Annotated in this window: 13 protein-coding genes; 4 read left to right on the top strand and 9 right to left on the bottom strand. The window is 74.3% G+C overall.

Translation table 11 applies throughout. The features are described from left to right. The first annotated feature begins 137 nt into the window (after window positions 1-137). Window positions 138-941, top strand: a complete 804-nt coding sequence (locus tag B1H29_RS26700; RefSeq protein WP_055416516.1) for an alpha/beta hydrolase — start codon at window positions 138-140, stop codon at window positions 939-941. Further along, complete coding sequence (locus B1H29_RS26695) at window positions 934-1632, top strand: hypothetical protein (RefSeq protein ID WP_055416517.1); 699 nt, start codon at window positions 934-936, stop codon at window positions 1630-1632. Before B1H29_RS26700 ends, B1H29_RS26695 begins: the two co-directional genes overlap by 8 nt. Window positions 1633-1645: 13 nt before the next feature. Here the strand turns inward: B1H29_RS26695 and B1H29_RS26690 are convergent, their stop codons facing one another. The 6 genes from B1H29_RS26690 to B1H29_RS26665 all read right to left on the bottom strand — a co-directional run bounded on the left by B1H29_RS26690 (window position 1646) and on the right by B1H29_RS26665 (window position 7318). Continuing rightward, window positions 1646-2410, bottom strand: coding sequence for an endonuclease/exonuclease/phosphatase family protein (locus tag B1H29_RS26690; RefSeq protein WP_055416518.1), 765 nt, complete (start codon window positions 2408-2410; stop codon window positions 1646-1648). A gap of 138 nt (window positions 2411-2548) precedes the next feature. Then, the gene (locus B1H29_RS26685) at window positions 2549-3502 is read right to left on the bottom strand and encodes an ROK family glucokinase (protein ID WP_055416519.1); all 954 of its coding nucleotides are present in this window, start codon (window positions 3500-3502) and stop codon (window positions 2549-2551) included. Between the two features lie 55 nt (window positions 3503-3557). After that, entirely contained in the window at window positions 3558-4100 is a 543-nt protein-coding gene (locus tag B1H29_RS26680; protein ID WP_055416520.1) for a DUF5304 domain-containing protein, read from the bottom strand. A 57-nt stretch (window positions 4101-4157) separates the two neighbouring features. Then, the gene (locus B1H29_RS26675) at window positions 4158-5339 is read right to left on the bottom strand and encodes an ArsA family ATPase (RefSeq protein ID WP_055416521.1); all 1182 of its coding nucleotides are present in this window, start codon (window positions 5337-5339) and stop codon (window positions 4158-4160) included. A 602-nt stretch (window positions 5340-5941) separates the two neighbouring features. Next, window positions 5942-6382 (bottom strand): SRPBCC family protein, encoded by a 441-nt coding sequence (locus tag B1H29_RS26670; protein ID WP_055416522.1) that lies wholly within the window; start codon window positions 6380-6382, stop codon window positions 5942-5944. 138 nt (window positions 6383-6520) lie between these two features. After that, window positions 6521-7318: a metallophosphoesterase family protein gene (locus B1H29_RS26665; protein WP_079160480.1), complete on the bottom strand. Its 798-nt coding sequence runs from the start codon at window positions 7316-7318 to the stop codon at window positions 6521-6523. 332 nt (window positions 7319-7650) lie between these two features. On the opposite strand from B1H29_RS26665, the gene B1H29_RS26660 reads away from it, so the two are divergent. Beyond that, window positions 7651-9447: an AMP-dependent synthetase/ligase gene (locus B1H29_RS26660; protein WP_055416524.1), complete on the top strand. Its 1797-nt coding sequence runs from the start codon at window positions 7651-7653 to the stop codon at window positions 9445-9447. A 127-nt stretch (window positions 9448-9574) separates the two neighbouring features. On the opposite strand, the gene B1H29_RS26655 is transcribed toward B1H29_RS26660, so the two are convergent. Next, the gene (locus tag B1H29_RS26655) at window positions 9575-10717 is read right to left on the bottom strand and encodes a glycosyltransferase family 4 protein (protein ID WP_055416525.1); all 1143 of its coding nucleotides are present in this window, start codon (window positions 10715-10717) and stop codon (window positions 9575-9577) included. 119 nt (window positions 10718-10836) lie between these two features. Between B1H29_RS26655 and B1H29_RS26650 the strand changes: the two genes are divergently transcribed. Continuing rightward, complete coding sequence (locus B1H29_RS26650; RefSeq protein WP_055417694.1) at window positions 10837-12075, top strand: glycosyltransferase 87 family protein; 1239 nt, start codon at window positions 10837-10839, stop codon at window positions 12073-12075. 158 nt (window positions 12076-12233) lie between these two features. Here B1H29_RS26650 and B1H29_RS26645 read toward each other — a convergent pair whose 3' ends face one another. Then, window positions 12234-13427, bottom strand: a complete 1194-nt coding sequence (locus B1H29_RS26645; RefSeq protein ID WP_055416526.1) for a hypothetical protein — start codon at window positions 13425-13427, stop codon at window positions 12234-12236. A 67-nt stretch (window positions 13428-13494) separates the two neighbouring features. Then, window positions 13495-14508, bottom strand: coding sequence for an NlpC/P60 family protein (locus tag B1H29_RS26640; RefSeq protein ID WP_055416527.1), 1014 nt, complete (start codon window positions 14506-14508; stop codon window positions 13495-13497). Between the last annotated feature and the right edge of the window lie 14 nt (window positions 14509-14522).

Raw genomic sequence — 14522 nt, 5'->3', positions numbered from 1 at the left:
CGCCGTCAATGGCCCCGACGGCCCTGGTCGGTGTCAGTGCGGTCGCGTACGGTGAAGTACCCGCGAGTACCGCACACGCGTCTATCGCACCCGACGGTCCGGCTGTGCCGGCCCCCCTGACGACAGGAGACCGAGACGTGCCGGTCCTGCCCGGAGCCGAGCCGTTCCGCCACGAGGGCGGTGAGGTCGGCGTCCTGCTCTGCCACGGCTTCACGGGGTCTCCGCAGTCGCTGCGCCCCTGGGCCCGGTACCTCGCCGCGCGCGGCCTGACCGTCGCGCTGCCGCTGCTGCCCGGGCACGGCACGCGCTGGCAGGACATGCAGGTCACCGGCTGGCAGGACTGGTACGCGGAGGTGGACCGCGAGCTGCGCGCCCTGCGCGAGCGCTGCGCGCGCGTCTTCGTGGCCGGGCTGTCGATGGGCGGCGCGCTGGCGCTGCGGCTCGCCGCCAAGCACGGCGACGCGGTGTCCGGCGTCATGGTCGTCAACCCGGCGAACCGGATGCACGGCGTGGCCCAGCACGCCCTTCCGGTCATGCGTCATCTGCTGCCCGCGACGAAGGGCATCGCCAGCGACATCGCCAAGCCGCTCAGCTCGGAGCTGGGGTACGACAAGGTGCCGCTGCACGCGGCGCACTCGCTGCGTACGTTCTTCCGTCTCGCCGACGGCGACCTGCCGCAGGTGACCCAGCCGCTGCTGCTGCTGCGCAGTCTTCAGGACCACGTGGTGCCGCCGGCCGACTCGGCCCGCATCCTCGGCCGGGTCTCGTCGAGGGACGTGACCGAGATCCTGCTGGAACAGAGCTACCACGTGGCGACGTTGGACCACGATGCGGACCGGATTTTCATGGAGAGCGTCGCGTTCATCGGCCGGCTCGCGCCCGGTTCCGTCGGGGAGCCGGAGCCCGGTCTCGGCAAGGAAGGGACGGCCGCAGGTGGCTGAGCACGACTCCGACCGCGAGGACCGCGAGGGGCGCGAGGAGCGCGAGGAGCGGGAACCGGAGCTGGAGCGGGACTTGGAGCGGGAGCGGGAACACCGCGAGGAACAGGAGCGCGCGGCCGACCGCGGGCCCGAGGAGCAGGGCGTGGCCGTGGACGAGGACGCCGCCTGGGCGGCGATCGTCGCCGGGTACGGGGACGAGCCGCCGGACCCGCCGGGCGCGAAGCCGTTCAAGTCGGTGGAGGACCTGGCGCTCCTGGAGCCGGCGACCAACGACGACAAGCCCGAGGCGGACCCGCCCGAGGCGGACCGGCCCGGGGCCGACCGGCCTGCCTCCGCCCGGCCCCTGGGCGGCTCCGTGGCGTTCGCCCCCGGTGTCGGCCCGCGCGACCACACCCTGGCCGAGCCCTCGGACGACGGTCTCGACGAGGCCGACGGGGACGGCGAGGGCCACTTCGTGCCGCCCGAGCCGCCCCCGCTTCCCGAGGGCGACACCACCGCGAAGTTCGCCTGGCTGGGCGTGCTCGGCGGCCCGGTGCTGCTCCTGCTGGCGGTGGTGCTCGGCTGGGACATGACCTGGTGGCTGCAGACCCTCGGCGTCGGCGGCTTCCTCGGCGGCTTCGCCACGCTGGTCATGCGGATGCGGACGGGCGACGAGGACGACGACGATCCGGGGCGGGGCGCGGTGGTCTAGGGCTGTCGTCCGTTCAGGTCGCGGACGCGGGTACGCGGAGGGCGGTCAGGACCGGGAGGTGGTCCGTGGCCGCCCTCAGGTCGTCCTCGGCCACCCCGGGGAGCCCCAGCGGCACCCCGCAGCCCAGTACCTCGATGCCCTCCGTGACGAAGACGGCGTCGATGCGCCGGTCGGGGACGGTGGCGGAGAAGGTGTACTCGCTGCCCCAGGGCGCGGCCGTCCAGCAGTCCCGCAGCCCGTCGCCGAGCCGCCGGAAGGTGCGGCCGCCGGGGCGCTCGTTCAGGTCGCCGCCCGCCACCGCGTGCGTCACGCCCAGGCCGGCGACCCGGTCGAGGAGCAGACCGGCCTGCTCGTACCGCTCCTCCGCCTCCAGTGACAGGTGGCAGCTCAGGACGCCGAGGCGGGCCCCGCCGATGCGGACGACGGCGGTGGCGAGGCCGCGGCGGTGCCGGCCGGGGGTGAGCGGGAGCAGCACGTCCTCGGTGCGCTCGACGGTGGCCCGCAGGGAGCACAGCAGCGCGGGCCCGGCGGCGGTGCCGCCCCCGGAGAGGAGGACCAGCCCGGACGCGGCGGCGAGCCGGGTGAGCTTCTTGCGCCAGCGGAAGAAGCGGGGGGCCTCCTGGAGGAGGACGAGGTCCGGGGCGCAGGCGGCGATGACCCGGGCGAGGGCGTCGGTGTCGTCGCGCATCGAGCGGATGTTGTAGCTGAGGACCCGGATGACGGCGGAACCGTCGGGTTCGGTACGTGAGTTGGGGAGCGGCTGGAGCGACGTTGCCATGTGGATCAATCTACGCCGCGCGCATCGGGGTGCGGCACCTTACGGCTCGGGGCGCGAGGTACGTGGGCGACCGCCGGTGGTACGTGGCTTGTCGCGCAGTTCCCCGCGCCCCTTCGGAGACGTCCGAGCTCCGTACGTCTACATGATCGGGTCGGGCTCCCGGGCCAGGTCCGCCGCGCCGACCAGGCCGGCCTTGTTGCCGAGCTGGGCGGCGATCACGTCGGCGACCGGGCGCCAGTTGCCGCCGACCAGCCACCGCTTGTAGGACTTGCGGATCGGGTCGAGGACCAGGTCGCCCTCGTCGGAGAGGCCGCCGCCGACGATGAAGGCCGACGGGTCGAACAGGGAGGCCAGGTCGGCGAGGCCGGCACCGGCCCAGCGGGCCAGCTCGCGGTAGGAGTCGACGGCGACCGGGCAGCCCTGGCGGGCGGCGACGGAGATGTGCTTGCCCTCGATGCCGTCGGGCGTGCCGTCGCCGAGCGCGAGCAGCACCTCGGCGCGCTCGGGAGTGGCGTTGGCGCGCTGCTTGGCGTAGCGCACGAGGGCCCGGCCGGAGGCGTACTGCTCCCAGCAGCCCTGGGAGCCGCAGCCGCACAGCAGGCCGTCCGGCACCATGCGGATGTGGCCGAACTCGGCGGCCACGCCGAAGTGGCCGCGGCGCAGCTTGTTGCCGATGATGATGCCGCCGCCGAGACCGGTGCCGAGGGTGATGCAGATGACGTTGCGGTGGCCCTTGCCGCCACCGAACTTGTACTCGCCCCAGGCGGCGGCGTTGGCGTCGTTCTCCACGACGACCGGGAGGCCGACGCGGGCCTCGACCTTCTCCTCGAGCGGCTCCTGGCGCCAGTCGATGTTGGGCGCGAAGTAGACCGTGGAGCGCTGGCGGTTGACGTATCCGGCGGCGCCGATGCCGACGCCGACGATCTCGTGCCCCACACGCGCGCCCTCCACCGCGGAGGCGATGGCGTCCACGATGGCCTCGGGCGTGCCCGGGGTCGGCACCTTGTGGGTCGAGAGGATGTTGCCTTCCTCGTCGACCACGCCCGCCGCGATCTTCGTGCCGCCGATATCGACGCCGATGGTGAGTCCCATGAATCCCTCAGTTTCGGTCGAGCCCCGCTATGGCCAACCGTACCCGAGGGCGGTGTCAGTCCAAGTCGATGCGCTGGCCCGGGCCGGTGCCCTCGTCGCCGTCGTCGCGTCCGGTGCCGCTTCCGTCGTCGCGCGGCTCGTCGCGGGGGCCCGGGCGCGCGTCGTCCGCGGAGGCCCCGGCGGTCCAGCGGCGCTCCTGGTTCTGGACGGCGGAGCGGTAGGCGGCGAGGAGTTCACCGCCGGCGGCCGCGAGGTGGTCGAAGACGTCCGGGTTGCGCTCGAGGACCGGTTCGACGGCGGCCTTGGCCTGCTGGACGACCTGGCGGACCACCTGCTGGGCGGCCGGTCCGGCGACCTGGCCGAGCAGCGGGGCCTGGAGGCCGGACAGCTTGTCCGCGACGGTGTCGACCAGCCTGCGCAGCTCCTCGGCGGCCGATCCGGGCGGCGGCCCGTACTCGGCCCGGCGGCGGGCCTTCTCCGCCTCCAGGTCCTCGGCGCACGCCGTCGCCCAGGCGTCGGCGTCGGCCGGTCGCGTTGCGTCGGCCCCGTCGGCCTCGTCGGGGCGGGGGGCCTCGGACGGGGGGAGCTCTTCGCTCATGACGGACTCCTGACTACGGTTCGTCCCTACGACGTTACCCGAACGGGTGCGGCGCGTTCAGCGGCTCCGCGGCCACAGCTTCGGGTCCGGCGCGAACCGGACGGCGAGCGTGCCCTCCCGCAGGGCGGCCCCGTCGACCGTGCAGCGGCGCAGCGCGGACGGCAGCGGGACGATCCGGCGGAACGGCCCGGCGGTGACGACCAGTTCGTCACCGCGGCGGATCAGGTCCAGTTCGTCGCGTATGGCGCCGGGCAGCGGGATGTGCCAGACCAGCACGCCGTCCTCGGCCAGCCGGTCGGTGACGGGCCACTCGACCGGGGAGGGGTCCGGGTTGACGCCCGGCACGTCGAGCGCCGCGAGGTCGTCCGTGCCGCGCGGGTCGCGTCCGAGGTGGGCGACGGTACGGACGTCGTGCGTGCCCTGCCACTCCTCCAGCGCCTTGCGCTGCTGGGTGAGGGGACCGGTGAGCCAACTGTCCGCCGGGGTGTCCTCGGACAGGACGCGGTTGGCGACCAGCAGGTCGGTGCGCAGGCCGCGCAGGGCGAGACCGAGGGCGGCGGAGCGGACGGCGTCGGCCCCGGCCGGGCCCGGCTCGGCGACCAGCCGGACGACGGTGTTCCGGTCGGCGAGGACGGCCTCGGCGGCGGCGAGTTCCAGGTCCCAGCGGGCGGCGGCCTCGTACAGCGCCTCGGCGGGCATGGGGACGCCGGCGAGGCGGCCGAGAACGGGGCGCAGGGCGCGGGCCGCCTGGCGCTCGGGCGGCAGGAGACGGCGCAGGTAGCGGCGCAGTTCCTCCGGGAGGGCGAGCAGCGCGAGGGCACGGGGTGCGGGCGGGAGGTCGACGACGAGGAGATCGTGCTGGTCAGGACCCTCGGCCAGGGCGGCGTCGCGCAGGGCGCGCAGCAGGGCGAGTTCGTCCGCGCCGGGCAGCGGGGTGGCTTCCTCCGGGTCGAGGCGGCCGGCGCCGAGCAGGTCGAGCGCGGAGGCGGCGCGGTCCTGGAGGGCGGCGAGGCCGGTGCGGAAACCCTGCGCGGCGTCGGGCCGCCAGGCGGTGAGGCGGGGCTCGACGGTGATCGGTGCGGGACCCGTGGCCGTCCCGAGCACGGCGCCGAGGGTGTCGTCGCGGTCGGCGCCGAGGAGGAGGGTGCGGGTGCCCTGCCGGGCGGCGGCGAGCGCGGTGGCGGCGGCGACGGTGGTACGGCCGCTGCCGCCGGGGCCCGTGATCAGGAGGGTGCGCATGAGGCTGAACGGTACCTGCGTGCGCGGGCGGCAAGGCGCGGGCGATTCTCCGGGCGCGGTTCTCCCGGGGCGGGGGCCCGGCGCAGAGGCCCGACGCCGTTGGGTGCCGGTACGCAAGCCCGACGCGGAAGCCCGGCGCGGAAGCCCGACGCCGTTGGGTGCCGGTACGCAAGCCCGACGCGGAAGCCCGACGCGGAAGCCCGACGCCGTTGGGTGCCGGTACGCAAGCCCGACGCGGAAGCCCGACGCGGAAGCCCGACGCCGTTGGGTGCCGGTACGCAAGCCCGACGCGGAAGCCCGACGCGGAAGCCCGACGCCGTTGGGTGCCGGTACGCAAGCCCGACGCGGAAGCCCGACGCCGTTGGGTGCCGGTACGCAAGCCCGACGCCGCCGGATACCAGCGCGCAAACCCGACGCGGAAGCCCGACGCCGCCGGATACCGGTGCTCTGGCGCACCGCGCGGCGTGACGTCGCCCGGCGCCGCGGGGTGCCTGCCCGGAAGGGAGGCCCGGCGCCCTCCCGTGCCGCCCGAGCAGCACGACTGCCCACGGCCGCGGCGGGGAGGGGGAGCTGCTTCCGCCCCCGGCTACGGGGCGGGAACGCTACTTCGGCCCCGACTCCACTCGCTTCTTCAGCCCCGCCAGTGCCCGGTCGATGATGACCTTCTCGGCCTTGCGCTTGATCATGCCGAGCATCGGGATCTTGACGTCGACCGTGAGCCGGTAGGTGACCTCCGTGCCCGTGCCCGCCGGCCGGAGCAGGTAGGAGCCGTCCAGGGAACGCAGCATCTGGGACTTCACCAGCGTCCAGGACACCTCGTGCCCGCCCGTCCAGGTGTACCCCAGTGTCTGGTCGTCCTTGATCGCCCCGGCGTCCATGACGAGCCGGACCTGTTCGGCACGCCCCTGCGCGTCGGTCGCGAGGACCTCGGCCTCCTTCACCTCGCCGGTCCAGTCCGGGTAGCGGGCGAAGTCGGCGATCACCGCCATGACGTCGGCCGGTGCCGCCTCGATGGTGATGCTCGAGCTGGTGTGTTCCGCCATCGCCGTGGCTCCTCCAGATGCGGGCCGGTACTGAGGTCGTCGTGCGCCCGTGGCGCGCACGTGTGTGCCGCGTGAAGGCTATCGCGCACGGGCGGGGCGTACGTCACCACCTGCCCGCGCAGGTCCGGCGGCGGACGATCACCACTCCAGCGCCCACGGCCGCCCCGTCGACGCGAAGTGCCCTACGTTCACGCACTCGGTCGCCCCGATCCGCATCCGCCGCACCAGCGGCTGGTGCACGTGCCCGAACAGGGCGTAGCGGGGACGCGTGCGGCGGATCGCGTCCAGCAGCGCGCGGCTGCCCCGCTCGAAGCGCCGCGCCACCGTGTCGTAGACCAGCTCCGGGACCTCCGGCGGGATGTGCGTGCACAGCACGTCCACCTCGCCGACGGCCTCGATCTTCGCGGCGTACTCCTCGTCACCGATCTCGTACGGCGTGCGCATCGGCGTGCGCAGGCCGCCGCCGACGAAGCCGAAGACCCGGCCGCCGATCTCCACCCGCTCGCCGTCGAGGACCGTGGTGCCGGGCCCGGCGTACTCGCGCCACAGGGGCGGCATGTCGACGTTGCCGTAGGTGGCGTACGTCGGGGTGGGAAAGGCGGCGAACATCTCGGCGTACTGCTTGCGCACCGCGCCCTCGATCAACGCCGCCCGGTCCCCGCCGGCCTCCGCCCACAGCCGGGCCCCGAACTCCCGTGCCTCCGCGAAGCGGCGGGCGGTGCGCAGCTCGACGATGCGGTCGGCGTTCGCGGCGCCGAACAGGTCGGGGAAGATGCCGCGCGTGTGGTCGGCGTAGTCGAGGAAGAGGACCAGGTCCCCGAGGCAGACCAGGGCGTCGGCGCCCTCGCCGGCCCTGACCAGGTCGCGGGCGTTGCCATGGACGTCGCTGATCACATGGACGCGCGTCCTCTTGTTACCGGGCGGTGTGGGTGCCATGGCGATCAAGCGTAAGCAGCGCGCGCCTCAGGTGAACAGCGGCGGCCGGACCTGCGGTTACTGGCTGGTCGGTTGATCCGTCGACTACTGTGCGCAAAGGAAACCCCATCCGTGTGACGCAGCGAACATCTCGCGGGGACCCCCTGTCGGAGAAGGCATACCGGCGGGTAACGTCCGGGCAGTCCAGTCGTGCTCTGGATTTCAACATGTGAATCGTCATGTGCTTCCGACATGTGATCGGCATGTGATGTCCGAGCACTTGCCCGAGCCTTGGACCGCACCGTCGCATCGCACAACGTCGTGGCGCCGGCGCCTTATGAGGAGCAGCAGTCTTGCGCGAGTTCAGCCTTCCGGCTTTGTACGAGGTCCCTGCGGACGGAAATCTGACCGACATCGTCCGCAGAAACGCCGCGCAGCACCCGGACGTCGCCGTCATCTCCCGCAAGGTGGCCGGCGCGTGGCAGGACGTGACCGCCCGCGACTTCCTCACCGAGGTGCGGGCCGCCGCCAAGGGCCTGATCGCCTCCGGCGTCCAGCCGGGCGACCGGGTCGGCCTGATGTCCCGCACGCGCTACGAGTGGACGCTGCTGGACTTCGCGATCTGGTGCGCGGGCGCGATCACCGTGCCGGTGTACGAGACCAGCTCGCCGGAGCAGGTGCGGTGGATCCTCAGCGACTCGGGTGCCACGGCGTGCGTCGTGGAGTCGGCCGGGCACGCCGCCGCGGTCGAGTCGGTGCGCGAGCGGTTGCCCGCCCTCAAGCACGTCTGGCAGATCGACGCGGGGGCCGTGGAGGAACTGGGGCGGCTGGGCCAGGACGTCACGGACCGCACCGTCGAGGAGCGCGGCTCGATCGCGAAGGCCGACGATCCGGCGACCATCGTCTACACCTCCGGCACCACCGGCCGGCCCAAGGGCTGTGTGCTCACCCACCGCAGCTTCTTCGCCGAGTGCGGCAACGTCGTCGAGCGGCTGCGCCCGCTGTTCCGCACGGGCGAGTGCTCCGTCCTCCTCTTCCTCCCCCTCGCGCACGTCTTCGGGCGCCTGGTGCAGGTCGCGCCGATGATCGCGCCGATCAAGCTGGGCTGCGTCCCCGACATCAAGAACCTCACCGACGAGCTGGCCGCGTTCCGGCCCACGCTGATCCTCGGCGTGCCGCGCGTCTTCGAGAAGGTCTACAACTCGGCGCGCGCCAAGGCGCAGGCCGACGGCAAGGGCGGGATCTTCGACAAGGCCGCCGACACGGCGATCGCGTACAGCAAGGCCCTGGACACCCCGTCGGGCCCGTCCGTCGGCCTGAAGATCAAGCACAAGGTCTTCGACAAGCTCGTCTACGGCAAGCTCCGCACGGTCCTCGGCGGACGCGGCGAGTACGCCATCTCCGGCGGCGCCCCGCTCGGCGAACGCCTCGGTCACTTCTTCCGCGGCATCGGCTTCACGGTCCTGGAGGGCTACGGCCTGACCGAGTCCTGCGCGGCCACCGCCTTCAACCCCTGGGACCGGCAGAAGATCGGCACGGTCGGCCAGCCGCTGCCCGGCTCCGTGGTGCGCATCGCGGACGACGGCGAGGTGCTGCTGCACGGCGAGCACCTGTTCAAGGAGTACTGGAACAACCCGGACGCGACCGCCGAGGCGCTGGCCGACGGCTGGTTCCACACCGGCGACATCGGCACCCTCGACGAGGACGGCTATCTGCGGATCACCGGCCGCAAGAAGGAGATCATCGTCACCGCCGGCGGCAAGAACGTCGCCCCGGCCGTGATCGAGGACCGCATCCGCGCGCACGCGCTGGTCGCGGAGTGCATGGTGGTCGGCGACGGGCGCCCGTTCGTGGGCGCGCTGGTCACCATCGACGAGGAGTTCCTCGGCCGCTGGTGCGCGGACCACGGCAAGCCGGCCGGTTCGACGGCGGCGTCGCTGCGGGACGATCCGGATCTGCTCGCCGCGGTCCAGTCGGCGATCGACGACGGCAACTCGGCGGTCTCCAAGGCGGAGTCGGTGCGGAAGTTCCGTGTGCTGTCGGCGCAGTTCACGGAGGACTCGGGGCATCTGACGCCGTCGCTGAAGCTGAAGCGGAACGTGGTGGCGAAGGACTACGTGGACGAGATCGAGGCGATCTACGCGAAGTAGCCGGCGGGGAGCGCCCGTTGGGGTGCCCCTTCGTCGCCGTTGGCGGGTGCGGGTTCGTTGTGGTTTCGCGCGCGGTTCCCCGCGCCCCTGGCGGCATGAGGCGACCCGCGTCCCCGGACGCCCCGCGCTACAGCAACGCCTTCAGGTGCTCCGCCAGTAGGTCCCAGCGCCACTTCTCCTCGACCCAGGCCCGGCCCCGCTCCCCCATCCGGTGGCGCAGCCCGGCGTCGCCGAGGAGGGTGACGACGCGGTCGGCCACCTGCTCCTCGGAGTCACCCCGCACCACCCAGCCGGTCTCACCGTCGAGTACGGCGTCGGGGGCGCCGCCGGAGTCGCCGGCGACGACGGGCAGGCCGGTCGCGGAGGCCTCCAGGTAGACGATGCCGAGGCCCTCGACGTCCAGCCCGCCCCGGCGGGTACGGCACGGCATCGCGAAGACGTCGCCGGCGCCGTAGTGCGCGGGCAGCTCGGACCAGGGGACGGCGCCGGTGAAGTGCACGGAGGCGGCGACGCCGGTCTCGGCGGCGAGGCGGCGCAGGTCCTTCTCGTAGGGGCCGCCGCCGACGATCAGCAGTACGGCGTCGGGCTCGGCGGCGAGGACGCGGGGCATCGCCCGGATCAGCGTGTCCTGGCCCTTGCGCGGCACCAGCCGCGAGACGCACGTCACGACCGGCCGCTCGGTCAGTCCGAGCCGGGCCCGCACCTCGTCGCCGCCGCTGCCCGGATGGAAGGTCTTCTCGTCCACGCCCGGCGGCAACCGCGTCATCCGCGCGGCGGCCCCGGGGGTGAGCGCGCCCGCGATCCGCGAGCGCGTGTACTCCCCGAGGTAGGTGATCGTGTCCGTCGACTCCCCGATCCGGCGCAGCAGTTGCCGGGCCGCGGGCAACTGGGCCCACCCGGCCTCGTGGCCGTGGGTGGTGGCGACGATCCGCTCGGCCCCCGCCCTCCGCAGCGCCGGCGCCATCAGGCCGAGGGGCGCCGCCGCCCCGAACCACACCGACGCGCACCCGTGCTCACGCAGCAGCCCGACGGCCCGCCGGGTCGCGCCCGGCGTCGGCAGCAGCATCGTCGTACGGTCCCGTACGACGGTGAAGGGCTGCTCGGCGTCGAAGGCCTCGGTGGCCTCGATGCCCTCCCGGCTCCGCTTCCAGGTGGAGGCGTAGACGACGAGCCGCTCCGGGTCCAGCCGTAGCGCCATGTTGTGCAGGAAGGCCTGGATGCCGCCCGGGCGGGGCGGAAAGTCGTTCGTCACGATCAAGGTCTTGCGCACGCCGCCGACCCTACCGAACCCGCCGCGCGGGGCGTGGGCCGGCCGCGTCCGGTGGCAGACGCCCAGGTGTCCGGGTCATCATGGCCGCGAAGCACGGCACGCGGACGGGCAGGGAGCACGTGGAGACGACGGACGCGAGGCGGCCCGCGGCGCGGCTGCTGACGGCCTGGGGCGCCACGCGGCTGGTGCTGCTGCTGTTCGTGCTCAAGGTGCTGGTCTTCCCCGGTCCGGACGTCACCGGCGACGTGTCCGTGATCTACCGGGACTGGTACGACGTCCTGCGCACCGGAACGTTTCCGCTGGACGACACCACCTGGCAGTACCCGCCCGCGGCGGCCTTCGCGATCCTCTCCCCCGCGCTGCTGCCCTTCCTGGAGTACGCGACGGCCTTCTTCGTCCTGGCCTGTGCCGCGGACCTGGCCGTCCTCGCGCTGCTGTGGCGCGCGGGCCGGGGTTCCGGCCGCTCGCCGCGCGGCGCGTGGGTGTGGGTGGCGGGCGTACCGCTGCTCGGCCCGACGGTGTACGCCCGCTACGACGTGATGGTCGCCGCCGTGGCGGTAGCGGCGCTGCTCGCCGCCGGCCGGCATCCGCGCGTCGCGGGAGCCCTGGCCGCGCTCGGGGCGCTGCTGAAGGTGTGGCCGGCGCTGGTGCTCCTCGGGATGCGCGGACGGGCGCCGTGGGCCGCCGCGGCCCTGAGCGGGGCCGGGCTGGCGGCGCTGTTCGCCGCGACGATGCCGGGCGCGTTCGCCTTCCTGACGTTCCAGCGCGAGAGGGGCACCGAGGTGGAGTCGCTGGGCTCGCTGGTCTTCCACGTCGCCCGGCACTTCGGCTGGAACGGCGAGGTGCTGCTCAACTACGGCTCGGTCGAGTTCCTCGGCCCGTACGTGGGCGCGGTGAGCACGGTCGCCCTCGTGCTGACCGCCCTGGCGTTCGGCTGGCTGCTGCTGTGGCGGCTGGCGGCCTCGCGCTTCGCGGCGCACACGGCGGCGGACGCGGCCTTCGCGGCGGTGCTGATGTTCACGGTCACCAGCCGGGTGATCAGCCCGCAGTACATGGTGTGGCTGATCGGCCTCGCCGCGGTCTGCCGGTGCTTCCGGGCGAGCCGTATGCGGGTGCCGGTCGCCCTGGTGCTGGCGGCGAGCCTGGTGACGGTGCTGGAGTTCCCGGTCTACTTCGCCGAGGTCGTCGCGAGCGATCCGCTCGGCGTCGCGCTGCTGTTCGTCCGCAACGGCCTGCTGGTCGCCGCGGCGCTCCTCGCGGCCCGCGCCCTGTGGCGCGACACGGTGCCGCGCGGGACACCCGCGCTGTCGCCGCCGCCCCGCACCGCCCACGCCGACGAGGCACCGGCCCCGTCCTGACCCCCGCCCGCCTCGGCCTCCAGCGCCACGGCCGCGGCCGCCCGCCTCGGCCACCCACGCCACACCCGCCCGCCTCGGCCTCCAGCGCACGCCCGCCCTTCCTCGACGGACCGGCGCGAGCGCCGACGCGGCCCGCGGCCACCGCGCGCCCCACCGCCTCAGTCGAACTCCGCCCGCAGATACTCCCGCCACCGTGCCGTGAACTCCCGCGGCGTCGTCCCGAGCACCTCGTCCATCGCGTCCTCGACCGCGCCCGCGCGCTCCTCGTGCGCGCCCACGGCGCGGTAGAAGCCGTCCAGGCGGTCCTCGCCCCACTGGTCGGCGATCATGCGGCAGGCCAGCCAGCCGCCCTCGTAGGCGCGGGCCAGTCGGTCCGCGTCGGCGGTGAAGCCGAAGTCCTCGTCCGTGGGGAGGTTCGCGGGCACGCGGCCCCCGGAGACCGCGCCGGCCGTCTCGGGGGCCACCTGGCCGGGGGCCCGGCCGCTGTCGCGGTAACCGACCCAGTCGGCGTAGCCCTCGGACAGCCACAGCGGGGTGGCGGCGGTGGTGTCGGCGCGGGTGGCGACGTGGGTGGTCTCGTGGGTGAGCACGACCTGCTTGCCGAGGGTGCCGAGCAGCCCGTACGCGTCGGGGTTGACGATGATCCGGTCCGCCGGGGCCTGCTCCCGGCCGCCGGTCTCGCCGGTGGTGACCGCGGCGATGCCCCGGTAGGACGAGGCGGGGGAACCGAGCAGGCCGGCCATCCCCTCCAGCGACTTCGGGACGAGTACGACGACGCTGCGGGCCCACTGCCCCTCCCAGGCGTCCGACACGGCCGGCACCGCCCGGTCGGCCAGGTCCGCGTAGCCGCGCAGCGCCCCGGTGGACTGCCCGACGCCGAGCACGAGGCTGTGCGTACCCCTAACAACCCTGACCGCGCCCTGGTCCCAAGGCTGCGGGCCGGACTGCCGCGCGGGCCGGTCGGAGTCGACGGACCAGCGCCCGTCCGCTCCGTCCCGGCTCAGCCGCACGGTGCGGCCGGCGGTGACGGGGCCCCGGTCGTGACCGTCGAGGCGGTAGCGCAGCTCGACGTCGGCGGTGGCGGTGTCGCCGGTGCGGTCCACGCCGGTCACGCGGTACGACCACGCGGCCAGCGGCACCTCGCTCAGGTTGTCGAAGCCGGCCCCGCCGCCCGTGCGCGCGTAGGCGGCCCGGTCGTGGTCGAGGACGGCGGCCGCCCGCCGGTCCAGTACCCGCTGCACCTCGGCCCGCACGGGGTCGGCGGCGGTCCGGCCGCCGCAGGCCACGAGGGAGACGAGCAGCAGGCACAGCGCCACCACCGAGGAACCCGACACCCGCCTTCGACCGGCCACCTTCCCGATCGTACGGGCGGCGGGCCGAAGGCGGCAGCGGGCGAAGGGGCCCGAACGGCCGCGAAGGTCAGACCCGGGTGACCGAGGAGACCGGCATCATACCGACCGGGTCGTAGCGCACGGGGGCGCCGGGGTAGGGGGCGTGGATCACCTGGCCGTCGCCGACGTACATGCCGATGTGGCTGGCGTCGTCCCGGTAGGCCACCAGGTCGCCGGGCCGCGCCTGGGCCAGGGGCACCCGCTGCCCGGCGCCGGACTGCGCCTGCGAGGTGCGCGGCAGACCGACCCCGGCCTGTGCGTACGACCACTGGGTCAGGCCCGAGCAGTCGAAGCCGGTGGGCCCGTTGGCGCCCCAGACGTACGGCTTGCCGAGGGCGGAGCGGGCGGCGGCGACGGCGGCCGCCGCGCGGCCGGAGACGGGTCCGGCCGCGCCCGGGACGGGCAGGTCCGAGCGGCCGGAGCGGGAGCCGCGGTCATAGGCGGCGCGTTCGCCGTCCGGAAGGGAGTTGAGCAGCTCGCGGGCCTTGGCGAGCTTCCGTTCCACGGTCTTCTTGTGGGCGGCGACGGCCTTGCGGCCCTTCTCCAGTTCGGCGAGTTTCCGGCCGGCCTCGGCGCGGTCCTGGGCGAGGTCGCGCAGGGCGCCCTGGAGCTCCCTCAGCTCACCGGCCTGGTGGGTGGTGATCCGGTCGAGCACGGAGGCCTTGTCCAGGTAGTCGTCCGGGTCGGCGGCGAGCAGCAGCGCCAGCGACGGGTCGATGCCGCCGGAGCGGTACTGGGCGCCGGCCAGCGAACCGAGCGCGTCCCGCATGGTGTTGACCCGCTCCTGCTGCCGGGCGATCGCGTCGCGCGCGGTGCCGACCTCCGCACGCAGGGCGTCGGTGCGCGCGTCGGCCTTGTTGTAGGCCTCGGTCGCCTGCTCCGCCTCCGCGTAGAGGCGGTCCACCTCCGCCCGCCGGTCGTCCTGCGGGGCGGCCGTGGCCGGTACGGCGCCCAGCACTGCGGCGGCGACGGAGAGCAGGCCGACGGCGGCGGTGGCGCCGCGGTCGAACCCGGTTGCTGCATGGCGGCGATGGGACCCCACGGGAAGCCGCACTC

It is taken from the genome of Streptomyces pactum, from assembly GCF_002005225.1.
GTDB classification, from domain to species: Bacteria; Actinomycetota; Actinomycetes; order Streptomycetales; family Streptomycetaceae; genus Streptomyces; species Streptomyces pactum_A.
This window is presented reverse-complemented; position numbering and strand designations above follow the sequence as displayed.